Annotated in this window: 18 protein-coding genes; 8 read left to right on the top strand and 10 right to left on the bottom strand. The window is 30.0% G+C overall.

The window, feature by feature from the left end:
• Nucleotides 1-8: 8 nt before the first annotated feature.
• Complete coding sequence (locus B4G36_RS10715) at nucleotides 9-674, top strand: response regulator (RefSeq protein WP_291063950.1); 666 nt, start codon at nucleotides 9-11, stop codon at nucleotides 672-674.
• On the opposite strand, the gene B4G36_RS10710 is transcribed toward B4G36_RS10715, so the two are convergent.
• The gene (locus B4G36_RS10710; RefSeq protein WP_291063948.1) at nucleotides 671-1,582 is read right to left on the bottom strand and encodes a LysR family transcriptional regulator; all 912 of its coding nucleotides are present in this window, start codon (nucleotides 1,580-1,582) and stop codon (nucleotides 671-673) included. The two genes, B4G36_RS10715 and B4G36_RS10710, sit on opposite strands and share 4 nt — an antisense overlap.
• Before the next feature lie 12 nt (nucleotides 1,583-1,594).
• A complete protein-coding gene (locus B4G36_RS10705; RefSeq protein ID WP_291063946.1) occupies nucleotides 1,595-1,876 on the bottom strand; it encodes a hypothetical protein in 282 nt (93 codons plus the stop codon).
• A gap of 195 nt (nucleotides 1,877-2,071) precedes the next feature.
• Here B4G36_RS10705 and B4G36_RS10700 point away from each other — a divergent pair, with 195 nt between their 5' ends.
• Nucleotides 2,072-2,686 carry an NAD(P)H-dependent oxidoreductase gene (locus tag B4G36_RS10700; protein WP_291063944.1) on the top strand — a complete coding sequence of 205 codons (615 nt, stop codon included), beginning with the start codon at nucleotides 2,072-2,074 and terminating at the stop codon, nucleotides 2,684-2,686.
• Nucleotides 2,687-2,734: 48 nt separating this feature from the next.
• On the opposite strand, the gene B4G36_RS10695 is transcribed toward B4G36_RS10700, so the two are convergent.
• The 3 genes from B4G36_RS10695 to B4G36_RS10685 form a co-directional block, all read right to left on the bottom strand.
• A complete protein-coding gene (locus tag B4G36_RS10695; RefSeq protein WP_291063942.1) occupies nucleotides 2,735-3,391 on the bottom strand; it encodes an SCO family protein in 657 nt (218 codons plus the stop codon).
• On the bottom strand, nucleotides 3,384-3,680 hold the full coding sequence (locus B4G36_RS10690) for a YHS domain-containing protein (protein WP_291063940.1): 297 nt from the start codon (nucleotides 3,678-3,680) through the stop codon (nucleotides 3,384-3,386). The genes B4G36_RS10695 and B4G36_RS10690 overlap by 8 nt, the downstream gene beginning before the upstream one ends.
• A gap of 68 nt (nucleotides 3,681-3,748) precedes the next feature.
• Nucleotides 3,749-4,054 (bottom strand): hypothetical protein, encoded by a 306-nt coding sequence (locus tag B4G36_RS10685; protein WP_291063938.1) that lies wholly within the window; start codon nucleotides 4,052-4,054, stop codon nucleotides 3,749-3,751.
• A 254-nt stretch (nucleotides 4,055-4,308) separates the two neighbouring features.
• Here B4G36_RS10685 and ppk2 (B4G36_RS10680) point away from each other — a divergent pair, with 254 nt between their 5' ends.
• From ppk2 (B4G36_RS10680) to rplS, 4 genes are all read left to right on the top strand, one after another.
• Nucleotides 4,309-5,115, top strand: a complete 807-nt coding sequence (gene ppk2, locus B4G36_RS10680) for a polyphosphate kinase 2 (protein WP_409410931.1) — start codon at nucleotides 4,309-4,311, stop codon at nucleotides 5,113-5,115.
• Between the two features lie 17 nt (nucleotides 5,116-5,132).
• Entirely contained in the window at nucleotides 5,133-5,951 is an 819-nt protein-coding gene (gene ppk2 / locus B4G36_RS10675) for a polyphosphate kinase 2 (RefSeq protein ID WP_291063934.1), read from the top strand.
• A gap of 17 nt (nucleotides 5,952-5,968) precedes the next feature.
• Entirely contained in the window at nucleotides 5,969-6,772 is an 804-nt protein-coding gene (ppk2, locus tag B4G36_RS10670) for a polyphosphate kinase 2 (RefSeq protein ID WP_291063932.1), read from the top strand.
• Nucleotides 6,773-6,887: 115 nt separating this feature from the next.
• On the top strand, nucleotides 6,888-7,238 hold the full coding sequence (gene rplS / locus B4G36_RS10665) for a 50S ribosomal protein L19 (protein ID WP_019975296.1): 351 nt from the start codon (nucleotides 6,888-6,890) through the stop codon (nucleotides 7,236-7,238).
• Between the two features lie 211 nt (nucleotides 7,239-7,449).
• On the opposite strand, the gene B4G36_RS10660 is transcribed toward rplS, so the two are convergent.
• From B4G36_RS10660 to B4G36_RS10640, 5 genes are all read right to left on the bottom strand, one after another.
• Nucleotides 7,450-9,012 carry a M20/M25/M40 family metallo-hydrolase gene (locus B4G36_RS10660; RefSeq protein ID WP_291063930.1) on the bottom strand — a complete coding sequence of 521 codons (1,563 nt, stop codon included), beginning with the start codon at nucleotides 9,010-9,012 and terminating at the stop codon, nucleotides 7,450-7,452.
• A 936-nt stretch (nucleotides 9,013-9,948) separates the two neighbouring features.
• Entirely contained in the window at nucleotides 9,949-10,167 is a 219-nt protein-coding gene (locus tag B4G36_RS10655) for a hypothetical protein (RefSeq protein WP_291063929.1), read from the bottom strand.
• Nucleotides 10,168-10,409: 242 nt separating this feature from the next.
• Entirely contained in the window at nucleotides 10,410-10,835 is a 426-nt protein-coding gene (locus tag B4G36_RS10650) for an Hsp20/alpha crystallin family protein (RefSeq protein ID WP_286495625.1), read from the bottom strand.
• A gap of 205 nt (nucleotides 10,836-11,040) precedes the next feature.
• On the bottom strand, nucleotides 11,041-11,832 hold the full coding sequence (locus B4G36_RS10645; RefSeq protein ID WP_038332246.1) for a S1/P1 nuclease: 792 nt from the start codon (nucleotides 11,830-11,832) through the stop codon (nucleotides 11,041-11,043).
• Between the two features lie 532 nt (nucleotides 11,833-12,364).
• On the bottom strand, nucleotides 12,365-12,553 hold the full coding sequence (locus B4G36_RS10640; protein ID WP_286495623.1) for a hypothetical protein: 189 nt from the start codon (nucleotides 12,551-12,553) through the stop codon (nucleotides 12,365-12,367).
• Nucleotides 12,554-12,790: 237 nt separating this feature from the next.
• On the opposite strand from B4G36_RS10640, the gene B4G36_RS10635 reads away from it, so the two are divergent.
• Together B4G36_RS10635 and B4G36_RS10630 are read left to right on the top strand one after the other, a co-directional pair.
• Nucleotides 12,791-13,132: a PadR family transcriptional regulator gene (locus tag B4G36_RS10635; protein ID WP_291063927.1), complete on the top strand. Its 342-nt coding sequence runs from the start codon at nucleotides 12,791-12,793 to the stop codon at nucleotides 13,130-13,132.
• Nucleotides 13,125-14,921: a PspC domain-containing protein gene (locus tag B4G36_RS10630; protein ID WP_291063925.1), complete on the top strand. Its 1,797-nt coding sequence runs from the start codon at nucleotides 13,125-13,127 to the stop codon at nucleotides 14,919-14,921. Before B4G36_RS10635 ends, B4G36_RS10630 begins: the two co-directional genes overlap by 8 nt.
• The last annotated feature ends 115 nt before the right edge of the window (nucleotides 14,922-15,036 follow it).

Below are 15,036 nucleotides of genomic sequence, written 5' to 3'. Positions count from 1 at the left end.
TAAAAAGTATGTTTAAAAAAGTATTAATTGCAGAAGATTTTGAGAGTTTTAATATTTCGGTTCAGAAAGTTTTAAAAGATTTACATGTAGAAAATCCTGATTATGCTTTTTATTGTGATGATGCATTCTTGAAAGTAAAAAAAGCATTACACGACAATCAACCTTATGATTTATTGATTTCTGATTTGTCTTTTGAAGAAGATCATCGCGAGCAAAACTTGAAAGAAGGAAGAGAATTAATTGAAGCAGTAAAAGCGATTCAGCCAAATTTGAAAGTGATTGTTTTTTCGGTAGAAAAGAAAGCGGATATGGTGGATAATCTTTTCAAAGAATACCATATAGATGGGTTTGTGGCTAAAGGAAGAGAAGATTCGAAAGAATTGAAAAAAGCAATACAAACTGTTTTTGTGGGCGGAATGCATTTGGAATTAGACATTAAACGTAGTATAAAACAAAAAAATACGTATGAAATTACTTCATATGATGTCACATTGGTTTCTTTGCTTTCGAATGGAATTTTATTAAAAGATATTCCAAATCACTTAAAACAAAATAATATCAAGCCAGCAAGTCAAAGCAGTGTAGAAAAGAGATTGGGCTCATTAAAAGAGTCACTACAAATTTCAAGTAATCATCAATTGGTTGCATTTTTTAAAGATTTGGGAAGTATTTAACCCAAATCTTTACACCATTTATCTACAAAAATCTGTTGCAATTGCTCAATTTCTTTTTCGTAAATCGTATTTTTTCGGGAACCAAAATAGAGTGTATTTTCCAACGGTTTTTCACCTTGCCAAACCAATTTTATTTTACCAGAATTTAGTGCTTCTTGACATAAAAAGTCAGGAACAATAGAAAAGCCATTTCCATCACTCAAACAACGAATAATAGAACTGATATTTGGAACGATATAATTAGGTTTGAAATCTGGATGCTCTTTAAAATTTTCCATCCAAAAATGTTTTAAATGTTCCATATCAGCAGCAGTACTGTACCAAAGATTGTTTTTTAAGTCATTTTTTAGAGCTTTATAATCTTTATGGTTTAAACTTTTTTCGATTGAAGTTAAATCTGTATTGTTTCCAGCAATCAAAATGATTTTTTCTTTGGAAAAAGGATGATAACAAAGATTTTTGTGGGTACTTTTTTGAGGTGTGATAACCAAATCTAATAAACCATTATCCAAATCTTGATGCATCAATTTATAATCTCCAAATTTGATGATTAGGTTAAAATCTAAATCAGAAACATGCTCTTCTAATGTATATTGAAAAGTTTCAAAACACATTCCGATGCTGATTGTTGCACGATCTTTATCAGCTCGTTTATGAAAATGTTGCTCCGTAGCTTCTAATTTTTGAATTGGTTCTAAAATAAAATTATACAAAATTTTTCCTTTTTCAGTCGGAACCATTTTTCGGGCTGATCGATCAAATAATTTGTAGCCCGTATAGGCTTCTAACGAATTGAGATGTAAGCTAACACCAGGTTGTGAAATAAATAATTGTTGCGCAGCAGCAGATAAAGTTCCCGTTTCGTAAATTGCTTTAAAGGTTCTGAACCATTCAAAATTTGATTGCATAATTTCTAAATTTTAATTTTCGTCATAAGGTAAATCGTTAGGATCTATATCAATATAATCGGGTTTTGGTAAGGTCGAAAGTCGATACGCCTTTATCGTTTTCAACTCCAATAAATTTGCTTTTACAACACGATGCATTCCGTCCATCAATTTTCCATCAGGACAAATAATTATTGGATAATCTAAGTCTGAATCATTAACCAATTTTATATGTTGTGTTATAGAACGGCATGTCGGTGAATCTCCTTCTTCATTATACCAATAGGTTTCTTCAAACTCTTTTATTTTAGTCAAATGAATATTTTCGATTTCTAATTCGTTTGTTAGAGAAATTAGATTGTCTACATCCCATACATATATTTTGTTATCAATATTTCTGAAATGATATTGTTTTTCATTGTATAATAATTATGATACAAATATATAATTTAAGTTATTTTAATAATAGAAAAACTTATCGGAATTTTGTCTCATAAAAAGAAAATTACAATGAAAAATGTTTTTATCATAAATGGAGGTCTTAAATACGCACATTCAGGCGGAAAGCTAAATCATTCGATTACAAATTGGTCAAAAGAAATTTTAAAAGATTTAGGATTAAATATTCGAATAACAGATATTAATGATGAATTTGATTCAAAAGAAGAAGTTGAGAATTTTAAATGGGCAGATTTAATTATTTATCATGTGCCAATTTGGTGGTTTCAAGTTCCGTCTCGTTTAAAACTCTATATTGATGATGTTTTTACAGCAGGACACGACAATGGATTGTACGCAAGTGATGGTCGTTCGCGAAAAAATCCTGCAATTAATTACGGAAAAGGAGGTTTGATGCACGGAAAAAAATATTTGGTAACAAGTACTTGGAACGCGCCAGAAGAAGCTTTTACGTTAGAAGGTGAATTTTTTGAACAGAAATCTGTTGATGAAGGTGTTTTATTTGGATTTCATAAAATGAATGAATTTATAGGAATGACAAGATTGAATAGTTTCCACTTTCATGATATTGAAAAAAATGCAACTCCAGAACGGATAGAAGCCTATCAAAATGAATACAAATCATTCTTGAAAACTGAAATAGAGCAGGAATTGGTTTTGATTTAGAAAACTATAATTAAAACAAAACCCTCCATTTTAGGAGGGTTTAAGATTTTATTCTGCAAGAAGTTTTTTAATATCTTCTTTTAAAAATTCTATTTCAGGATGATATTTTCCGCCCAATGAAGGTTCTTTTCCTTCAGGATCTTTGTAATTCAATCCCGAATAAAACAACATTGGAACGCCCATTTTATCATATCGACTTCTGATATTTCCTTGTTTATCAACCAACGCAAGTTTTCCGCTGTGATTCAGACCTTCGGCAGTTGTTTCGTCTTTTCCAACATAAATATTGAATTTATCCGAAAGTTGCTCGATATTTTTTCGATCCGAAGTTAAATAATGCCAATTAGGCGATTTTACACCAATTTGTTTCGCATATTCTAACAAACGAGCAGGATTATCACGTTTTGGATCAATTGTAACCGAAATAAAACCAAGATTTGCATTATTTATTTCATCTTCTATCGAACGTAAATTATGGCTCATCACAGGACAGATCGTTGGACAACTTGTAAAGAAAAATTCTACAACGTACACTTTTCCTAACATATCACGATTTGTAATAGTTTGATTATGTTGATCCGTCATCGAAAATTCCGGAACTTTCATTACAGTGTAAAGTTCATTTTTAGGCTTATTTTTTAACCAAAAAACAGTTCCTATAACGCCTAAAATAATAACAATAACAGCTATTAATTGTTTATTCATGAATATGTTTTTCTGGATTTTTTAGAAACTCTTCTTTGCACATTGTCGAACAAAAACCATACGTTTTTCCTTGGTAATTAGCTGTATCACTTAAATGATCAGCAGTTTTCATTCCGCAAATTGGATCAACTTCGTTCACAACCGCAACATCCAATTTAGTTACAGCTTTCATTTCTTCGTGAGAAACATGTTTTACTTCAAAATTCTCTTGTTTTGGCTGCTCTTTGTTACAAGAAAATAATGTAAATCCTACCACGATTAAAGCGAATATATTTTTTAAGTTTTTCATTTTAAATTGTTTATTTGTTTTTAATTAATTGTTATCTGATTCTGTAATTCAGATTTATAAAAGAAAAATTAAACAATTGGCGGATGAAAAACTAAGCGAATAATATAGTTAGAATTAATATCTTGATAATAATCAGTTGAAGATTTATTTTTTTGTGTAAAATATTTTTTTGGAGAAATAATTTGTTTTTGAGGAACAATAGCATCTAAAATTTTGACCGAATTTTTGACAAAATGATTTTCTGGCTGATTCTTTTTGCTTTTCGAAATTTCTTCTTTCAAATAGCAAAAACCATTACAAAGTAATTCGGGTTTTTCTCGATTTTCACAAAGTTCATTTGCGATTTCTTCATAATTCAAAACATAATCTATCATCGGCATTAAAGGACGAAATGCGATAGAAAATATGATTGATATGAAAAATAGTATGCGCAAAAAACTAATTTATTGACAAATTTAACCAAATTGATTGAGGTTGAATATGATAAAATTTATGATTTTAAAAGAAAGATTTACCATAATCTTCACTTTTATGTTCTGTAAAATTTTTACCTTAAAAAAGATTTTACAATCTATAAATATTTATGAAAAAAAGTAAGATTTTAGATTTTACAACAACGGAAGAACTAATGCATTTTTTAGTTGAAAATCAAGAAGAAAATCCTCTCTATAAAAATGTGATAAAGAAGTTCGAATACGAAAACGAGTTATTAAAACTGCAATCAGAATTAGTAAATCTTCAAAATTGGATTTCGACAGAAAAGAAAAAAGTTGCAATTATTTTCGAAGGACGAGATGCTTCAGGGAAAGGAGGCACGATTCGCCGTTTTCGCGAACATCTTAATCCGCGCTCTATGCGAGTTGTTGCATTGAATAAACCTACAGAAGTCGAGAAAAATCAGTGGTACTTCAATCGTTATATCAAAGAATTACCAAATGCTGGGGAAATTGTTTTTTTTGATAGAAGTTGGTACAACAGAGCAGTTGTAGAACCGGTTATGGAATTTTGCACAGAGCAACAATATGAGCAATTTATGGTGCAAGTTTCTGAATTTGAACATATGTTGTACGAATCAGGGACATATATTATCAAATTGTGGTTTTCTGTGACGAAAGAGGAGCAGCAAGCACGTTTTGATTCGAGGTTAAATAATCCGCTTAAAAAATGGAAATATAGTCCAGTTGATGCAAAAGGGCAGGAGCTTTGGGACGAATTTTCGCATTATATCAATCAAATGTTTACGCGTACACACAACTCTTTTTCGCCTTGGATTATTGTCAACGCAAATGATAAAAATGCTGCAAGGTTAGAATCTATTCGTTATGTGCTTTCTTTGTTTAATTATAAAGGAAAAGAGGATGCTGAAGTAAATTTAATGGTGGATCCAAATGTGATTGAACGTTATTATCGAATGGTAAAAGAACTAAATCATTAATTTTAAATAGTAAGAAAATGAAGCTAAAACCGAAAGATTTAAAATTAATCGAAACTAAAAAAGGTCTTGTTGGACTTTTACAATCTGATCATGGAAAATTGAATTTTGCGAAAGCCTTGCGTACTGTAAAATATGAAAATAGGATAGAGCAATTACAAGAAGAATTGATAAAATTACAAACTTGGGTAGCCGAAAATAAACGGAAAGTTGTGATTGTCTTTGAAGGTCGAGATGCAGCTGGGAAAGGAGGTGCAATTCGTCGAATTGTAGAACATCTAAATCCTCGCGAACATAGAATTATAGCACTGCCAAAGCCTAATGAAGTAGAACGTGGACAATGGTATTTTCAACGTTATGTTCGCCAGTTACCACGTGCAGGAGAAATTGTTTTTTTTGATAGAAGTTGGTACAATAGAGCTGTTGTAGAGCCTGTAAATGGGTTTTGTACACAAGAGGAATATGAAACTTTTATGAACGAGGTAAATGATGTCGAGAAAATGTGGATTAATTCGAGAATATATTTGATTAAAATTTATTTTTCGATTACAAAAGAACAACAAGCAAAACGTTTTGCAGATATTGTAAATTCACCAACCAAACGATGGAAGTATAGCTCTGTAGATCAAAAAGCGCAAGATTTGTTTGATGTTTATTCAGCTTATAAAGATGTAATGTTTACGAAAACAAATACAGATTTTGCTCCTTGGAAAATCATTGACGCCAACAAAAAGTACAAGGCTAGAGTAGAGGCGATGGAATATATTTTGTCTAAAATACCTTATGATGATAAAAATAAACGTATTTTGAAACATCAAAACTTAGAAGAAGAAAATTAATTATCAAACCTAAAACTATGGCTGAATTTGATTTAAATGATTTAGAAAAAATAAATAATAAGCAAGAAATCATTGATTTTTTGGTTAGACATTATATTATAAAAGAAAAGAAGTTCAAAGAACAACTCGCTTATGAGAAAGAATTAAAAGAACTTCAAGAAAAATTGTTAGAAATACAATCTAAAATTATTCAAGAGAATAAACGTGTGTTAATTATTTTTGAAGGTCGTGACGCAGCTGGAAAAGGAGGAACAATTTCGAGAATAAGTGAATTTCTAAACCCTAAAAAATATCGTGTTGAAGCATTACCAAAGCCGACTGAAATAGAACAAGGACAATGGTATTTTCAGCGATATTTTAAAGAATTACCAAATGCAGGTGAAATTGTATTCTTTGATCGTTCTTGGTATAATCGTGCTGTTGTAGAGCCTGTTTTCGGATTTTGTACGGAAGAACAACATACAAAGTTTATGAAACAAGTAGTAGAAATAGAAAAGCTTTTGCAAGATGATGGAATTATTTTGGTTAAAATTTTCCTTTCGATTTCGAAAGAAGAACAAGCGGAACGTTTGCAAGACCGAAAAGACGACGAATTGAAACAATGGAAATTAGGAGCATTGGATCAAAAGGCACAAGAGTTATGGGATGTTTATACCAATTACATTGACAAAATGTTTCAACAAACAGGAACAGAAAGTTCATCTTGGCTAGAAATTGTGACAGATGATAAAAAAACTGCTCGACTTTTAGCGATGAAATTAGTCGTAGCACAATTAACAAATCAATCTTTTGAAGATGAATTAGTGAAAATTTATTCGTAAAAGAAAGAGAATCATTTGTATAATCAATATTTTTGATTAATTTTGCACCCACATTGTTCAACCTCTGACGAAAGACGTTTAAGTTGCTCAATTTAAATAAATTGAAATTATAATAATGGAAAATTTAGTAAAATACGTACAAGAGAAATACGTAGCTAAAAAAGAGTTCCCAGCTTTTGCAGCAGGTGATACTATTACAGTTTATCAAGAAATTACAGAGGGTGGAAAAACTCGTGTTCAGTTCTTTAAAGGGGTTGTTATCCAAAGAAGAGGACAAGGGACTACAGAAACTTTCACAATCCGTAAAATGTCTGGAGATGTTGGTGTAGAGCGTATCTTCCCAGTTAACATGCCAGCGTTACAAAAAATTGAAGTAAACAAAAAAGGTAAAGTTCGTAGAGCTCGTATCTTCTACTTCAGAGCATTACGTGGTAAAAAAGCTCGTATCAAAGACGCTGCTTACTAAAAACTGCTTTTTTAGGAAAAATATAAAATCCGTTCGACTATCGAACGGATTTTTTTATACTTAATAAAATTTAAAACCTATTTCGTAATTCCATAATATCCATGACTTCTTTTATAGAAGAAGAATATAAAATTGAGTTTAAAACAAAAGAATAAATTTAGAGTAAAATCAAAAAGTCCACTGAAAAGTGGACTTTTTATTTGAGAATATCTTATTTTAAATAAGTATCAGAATTTCTTGCAGGGCTTTTAACCTCTGGCCATTCTTGCTGTTTTCCATCTCTACCAGTAGGTAATACACGACGCTCACGACTTACTAAATCTTTTTCTTGATCTGCCATCATCGTTAAAGTTGCACTCAAAATTGCATTCGTTTGTACTTCTTCAAAAACGATTTTATCATACGTATCTTTGTTTGTGTGCCAAGTATACGTACCGTAACCCCAATTTAACGAAGTAAGTCCGAAAGCTGGCGCTCCTGCAGCGATAAAAGAAGCATGATCAGAACCTCCGCCACTTGGCATTCCAGGAAAATCTGTCTTGATTTCTTTTGTAATAAAATTAGGAACAGCTTGTAACCAACGCGTCATGTATTCGTATGATTTTTCGAAACCAGATCCATTGATATTTACTACACGCCCTGTTCCGTTATCTTGGTTAAATACAGCCTGCGTGTTTTTAATAATTTCTGGATGATCTTCTACAAAAGCACGAGAACCATTCAATCCTTGTTCTTCACTTCCCCATAAACAAATCAAAATTGTACGTTTGTTATTTGGATATAATTTTTTGATCGTACGAATCGTTTCCATCATTGTGATAGTACCAGTTCCGTTGTCTGTCGCCCCTTGAGCACCATCCCAAGAATCGAAGTGAGCAGAAAGAATAATGTACTCGTTTGGTTTTTCTTTACCTTTAATTTCTCCAATAATATTGAATGTTTTCGCAACTCCGTTGTGTTTAGATTGAGCATTAACAGTCAATTTTGGAGCAGTTCCATTTTCGGCTAAACGATATAACATTCCGTAATCTTCATTAGAAATATCCAACATTGGAATAGTTTTCGTTTTTGCACCAAAAATTCTATTCGCACCCATAATTCCTGTCCAATAAGAAATTGCAACTGCTGCAGCTCCATTTTTCTCAAAAACTTCTGGAAGTGTATTGTTGTTGTAACCTGTCACTTTGATAGAATTTGCCCAAGCTTCAGCTTCAGCTTTTCTTGTTTCAGTAACTTTTTTATACAAATCCTCTAAACCAAAATCTTTGTATTGATAATCAGAACGTCCATATGATTGGTTTTGTGACATCAAAACAACTTTTCCTTTTACAGAAGGTAACCAAGCATCAAACTCAGCTTTTGTTTTGAAAACTGGCATTGCAATAGCATCCGCATTCACAGCTTTTTTAGTTGCTGGTGACCATGCTAATTGAGTAGCTTCGATAGATTTTGCTCTTGGATACGTCATATCAACATGCGTTATTCCGCGCTCCCATGCTTTCCATGTCCCATAATCTTCACGGCGTGCATCAATCCCCCAAGATTTCAACGTTTTAATTGCCCATTCTCCTGCTTGATCCATTTGTGGAGTTCCTACTAAACGAGGTCCGATTCCATCTAATAATTCGTGCGAAATTTTCTTTAACTGCGAATTATTTTGAATTTCGGTTACAAAACTTTGTACAGTTGGATCTAATTTCTCTTGTGCTTGTGCATGCACTGCAATAGACGATAATGCGATTGTAGAGTAGGTTAATGTGTTAATCAATTTCATAATTAAAGTAATTTCGTGTGATAAATTTTACAAATTAGGTCTAAAATAGAATATTTTGTGAAATAAAAAAAACATCTGTAGATGTCTTTCATGTATTTATGTCTTTTTGAAAATATAATATTGTTTTTTAATTATCTTTCATCTTAATGAATCGATTATTTTGCAGTACAAATATTTTATCAGGGTTATATGCATGACTCTTTTTTGATTCTTCATTTAATGGAAAAACCGTAATTGCTAAAACAGAAAAATTATTGAAACCAAATATTTGTAAATTAATATTTTTATACAAATATTCGTCCTGAGAAAAATTTGCATCAAGTAAATTGTAATAATTAATTCGATATTGCTCATAATACTTTCGGTTAAATTTTCTGGATGATAACCAATAAATAATAAACCACCTTGATCATGCAACATTGCATAAATATTTTTTTCAATTTCTTTAGAACAATTCTTTTCTAAAAACTGAACATAATCAAAATCTTGATAATGAAAAAGATGGTCGTAAAGACAATCTAAAATAAATTCGCGGTTCGAAATATTATTTATAAAAAATTGTCTTGTTGGGTTATTCTACAAAAAAGGTGTGTCTAAAATTTCAAAATGATCAACATTAATATCAAAATTTGAGAATAGATTTTTATTTAATTTTATTGCATCTATTTATTCTTCAAAACCTAAGTTTTTCAGTAATTTATATTCGATTATTAAATGATTAAGTTGTTCAGAATAATTAATTTGTTCAGAGTTTTTTAAAGAATAAATTTCATATTCGTTGTCTTTTTTTAAAGTATCGAAATCTTCATTTAAAACAAAAGACAAACTAATTCCGTAAGGAAAAATAGTTTCATTTGGAGTGATAAAAATAGCTTCTTGATTAATTAGTTTTAAGCATTTGTAATTATTTCCGTTAGGAAAATTGATTTTCAGTATTTATTCGATAAATTGTTTTTGGTTGAATGAAATTGCTTTCAATTTGTAGCAAACCTTCATTTGAAATAATTTCGATGTAATTTTAAGAAAACTAAAAGCATCCAACCTGTTTTTTAATCCATTATCCGAATTAAATTCAGTGATTTGAAATTCTTTTGAGCTTGTGCAAAAACGTGTTTTTACAACATAAGTTATTGTAGATAAAATGTTTTTGTGCATAGTTAAGTTTTAGTCTTTTGTAAATGTAAAAGATTAGTTTTTAATAATTTTAACTAAAAAGCACTTTTTTCTAAAAATTATTAAGTGTTTTTGGTAAAAACTTTTTCATTCCGCTTTCGATAAAATAGTTACTTTTTTGAACATTGTTTTTGAGGAAATGATAAAATTATAAATTTTATTTAAACAAAAATCCTCAACTCCGAAGAATTGAGGATTTAATAACCAACTAAAATTAACTATATCTATGAAATTTGTATGCTACGTTTTTCTTTTGGTAAAGCTTCTTCTTTTTTAGGTAAAACTAATTGTAAAATTCCGTTTACATAAGATGCTTCTATTTTGTCTTCGTTTATGGTTTCTGGCAATGTAAAAGCTCTTTTGAAACTTGAAAAATTAAATTCTCTTCTCGAAAATTTTTCATCTTTTACTTCTTCATTTTGTTTAAATTCTGATGAAATTTTCAAAATATTTTCATCAATTTCAATTGAGAAGTCTTCTTTGTTTAAACCTGGTGCAGCTAATAAAATCTCGAAACTATCTTCGTTTTCTTTGATATTTACTGCAGGAAATTGATTTTGAGAATTTACAAAAGTTTCAAATTTTGGACGCATTTCATTTTCAAATCCAAAAGGAAAATAATTTGCTCTGTTTTTTCTAACTGTATTCATGTCTTGTATGTTTAAATTTTTGATTTCATTGTTCATGCTTACTTCTTTTCAAATTACATGCAAAATGATTTTATCGGACAAAATGACTTGTTTTGCAATTTGTTTAATGTCAAAAAGTCCGAATAATAAATTTAACGCATAAAAAATCCTGAAAAATTGACTTTTCAGGATTTGAATTTATTTTAGAATGATCTAAAAATATATTTTATTTGAATACATCGTCTAAAACTTTTGCTAAACGAATTCCTCCTTTTAACAATTGATCTTCAATGATAAATTTATTATCAAAATGGTAACGGTAACCTAATTTATCGTCCATTTTTACTCCTGCATAGATATTGTTTGCAAGAATGTACGAACCATAAATCCAATCAGCATAAGTACCTTCTTTCATTGCTTTTTGACGTTCTTTTGACGCAATATCCAATAAATTAGAATATTCTGTGTAAGAATAGTTTTCGTAATCTACCAATTTAGAATCCCAAACGGTGTGGATATTTACTTTATCACGGAACCATTCAACTTTGATACGATTTCCTCCCAAATCATCTGGGCGACCAACGTGAAGTGGTTGATGTGCATCACCAAGAATGTGAATCAAGAAATATAAATCGTGTTGTTTTTGCTCGATTGTAAGGTTTTTATTGTTTTTTAATTCATTCATTAAAAACAAACCTTTTTTGTACATGTTTTCATCTGAAGTTTGCTCTAAAGCAGCATCAAATTGTTGACGATTTAAATCTCCAGGAATGTTAACATAGTGATAAGAATCTGCATGTTTCCAAGAATCATCAGACTTGATAAAATCTGGCCAGTTTGCCCAATAAGCTAACTTTTGTGGACCAATAATTTTTGTAATTTCTTTACGAGTTTTCTTGCTAATGTGTTGTTCTGCAATCTGAGAAACCACTCGGTGACCTGTTAATCCCCAAGCTAAAGCACTTTCTGATGCCAAAAATGCACCTAAAAGCATTGCACTTCCTATAATTTTTTTCATTGTGTGAGCTCGATTTTTGACAAAGGTAAGGAAAGTTAATTATTGATGAATTATGATTAATACTATTAAAATAATGTTTGATTATATATTAATGGGAATAATTCTAAATCAAAAGGATTATTAGTATTTGTACAAAATATAAGAGGTAAATCTTCGTAAGTAATCAAGCACCAACTTAAATCATCGGGGGGAAAAAAAAATTAGAGTTGAAATCTGAATTTCTTTGAAAATCAAGATATTCTGAAATTAAAACATTACTATTCCTTTGCTTATAATTTTCTTCCCAATAAAATTCCTCGATATTGTTGACATATAAATGTAAGTTTTGATAGTTTATAATTTTATTTAATCCTTTATCTATACAATCAATTTTTTGATTATCTAAAAACTCAATTGCCGGATTGTCTTTAAAATCATTTAAAATATTTATATTTTTTTCAAGTTTAAATTTTTGAGAAAGTTCATCAAGATTAATTTCTCTGTAAAGATTACTTTTTTGAGGATTAAGAAATAATCCAAATCCTCTTTCAATCTATATTCTTTGGTTGATTTCTTCTATGGTCGAGTTATTTGATGGATATTTTTCGAAAGGAAAATCATCTATAATTCCAATTTTCCAATGAATCATATAATATTGTTTAAATAAATCTGGAATAATATCAGTTAACGTTTCTATATTTTCGTTGCTTTTATAATCTTTTATCCAAGAGAATTGATCCATAATTAGCTTTAATTATTCTCTAAATTTAGTAAAAATCATCTTTAAAAGTTCTTTTTTTTGGAGATTTAGAAATTTTCTAAAAAAAACTTTAAAAAAATATTAATTCAACAAATCTTGATAAACAGACCGATTGTTGTCTTTTTTATTTATAATACTAAAAATAATTCAGTACTTTGTTTTGCATAATACTAAAACTTTTATATATATTTGTATAACAAAATAAAACAAGCCGTTCTTATGAATATAGAGAAAACAAAAGTTCAGATGCGAAAAGGTGTACTGGAATATTGTATTCTCAGCATTATCAAAAAAGGAGATGCGTATGCATCTGATATCATAGACGAATTGAAAAAAGCAGAGATGATTGTTGTTGAAGGAACATTATATCCGCTTTTGACAAGACTTAAAAATGATGACCTTTTACAGTATCGCTGGGAAGAATCAACGTCAGGACCACCTCGCAAATATTATGCACTTACAGAGTTAGGTGAAAATTTTATAAAAGAATTAGCTGAAACTTGGGAACAGTTAATTGAAGCCGTGAATAAAGTAACCACAGAAACGCACAAAAATGGATAAAACAGTATCAATAAGTATAGGAGGATTTTCTTTCGTGTTAGACGAAATCGCCTATAATAAATTAAAGACCTATTTACAAGATGTAAAAACTTCTTTGAGAGGTACGGAAGGTGTAGAAGATATTATTGAAGATGTAGAAATCCGTATTTCTGAATTATTTCGTGAACGATTAAAATTTAGAGAAGTCGTAAACGAAGATGATATCAATTTTGTAATTGCTACGATGGGACATCCAGATCAATACAAAGTTGAAGAAGATGAAGAGAACGAAAGAACGTCTACAAATTCATCATACAATTATTCGTCAAATAATCAATCGTATGGAGGACAACAAACAAGTGCGAAACGTTTGTACCGCGATCCAGATGATACAATTGTAACAGGATTATCTGCTGGTTTGGCGCATTATATGGGCGTTGATCCTTGGTTTGTACGTTCTATTTGGTTAGTTCTAGGAGTTTTAGGAATTTTCACAGCAGGTGTATCATTTTTCTTAGTGGTGTTCTGTTATTTTATCTTGTTAATTTTTGTTCCAAAAGCAAAAACAACATCAGAAAAGTTACAGATGTACGGACAACCAGCAAACATTGATACATTAAAAAAAAACGTAGAACAAGCTAGTGAAGCTGTTGTAAGTGGAAGCAAAGAATTAAGTAATAAATTAGGCGGAGCCTTTGGGGTTTTTGGTCGAATTTTACTTTGGTTCATCGGATTTATCATTCTAAGTTCAGGAATTGGATTAATCATTGGAGGATTCTTTTTCTTCTTTACAACTTGGACAGAAATGCCAACAGAATTATTCGGTTATCTTGTAGAAGAAGAATGGATGAGTATGGCAGCCAAAATATTTGGAGGAATATTAATGGTAATTCCAGGTGTTTTATTGACAATTTTAGGTGTAAAATGTTTCTGGAGTAAAGTTAAAGTAAGCAAAGCAGTTATCTTTGGATCAATCGCTCTTTGGTTTGTTGCATTATTTGCAATCATCGGAATTTCGGTAAGTACAGCAAGTAAATTTAGAAACTCAGTTGAAATGACTCAAGAAAAAAGTTATGTTATTCCTTCTGATACGTTACAAGTTTATTTTAGAGAAAATAATGAAGGCAATTTAAAGTTCAAAACTTTTAACGATTTAGATCAATTAATTGATGCTAATGGAAACTTAATTATACCAATTGATGATATTTTTGAGATCGAAGAAAGTACAGACGATAAACTTCATGTTCAAGTAACTTATTCTTCTAAAGGAGGAAGTAAAGAAGAAGCAAAACGTAATTTAGAAGCAATTAGATATAATTACGAATTAAATAGAAATAAACTTTATTTAGATGAGTTTATTAAAATTCCTAAAGATGGTAAATTTAGAAATCAAACGGTTGATATCAAATTGTATGTTCCTAAGAATAAATTAATTCACACGAATAACACTGATCGAATGACAATTATTAATAATGATAATGATCGAGATTATTTATATGATTTGAAGAATAAATTTATTGGGTATAATGGAAAAAAATTCGTATGTTTGAATTGTCAAAAAGATTCAGATTCTGAGGACGATATTAATCTTGATTCAGAGGATGTAAACATAAATTTGAATGACGGAAACGATTCGGCGAGAGTTAGAATTGATAAAAATGGTATTCGTGTCGAAAGTAAAGACGGTTCAGTAGGACTAAATTTACCAAGAACTGAAAACAAAAAAGAAAAATCAAACCAAGAAATACACTATAAAGATGATACAGATTCTATTAACATTAACTACAGAAATCATTCAAATAATCGTTGATTTCTTTGCGTAGACTTAAGAAGTATTTTAATTAATAATATTCAAAAAGAGACATTTCATTTCGGGATGTCTCTTTTTATTTTTGGTTACATTGACTAATATCCGTTTCGAGTTT

The sequence above is a fragment of the Empedobacter sp. UBA3239 genome (genome assembly GCF_002362875.1).
GTDB lineage: Bacteria > Bacteroidota > Bacteroidia > Flavobacteriales > Weeksellaceae > Empedobacter > Empedobacter falsenii_B.
This window is presented reverse-complemented; position numbering and strand designations above follow the sequence as displayed.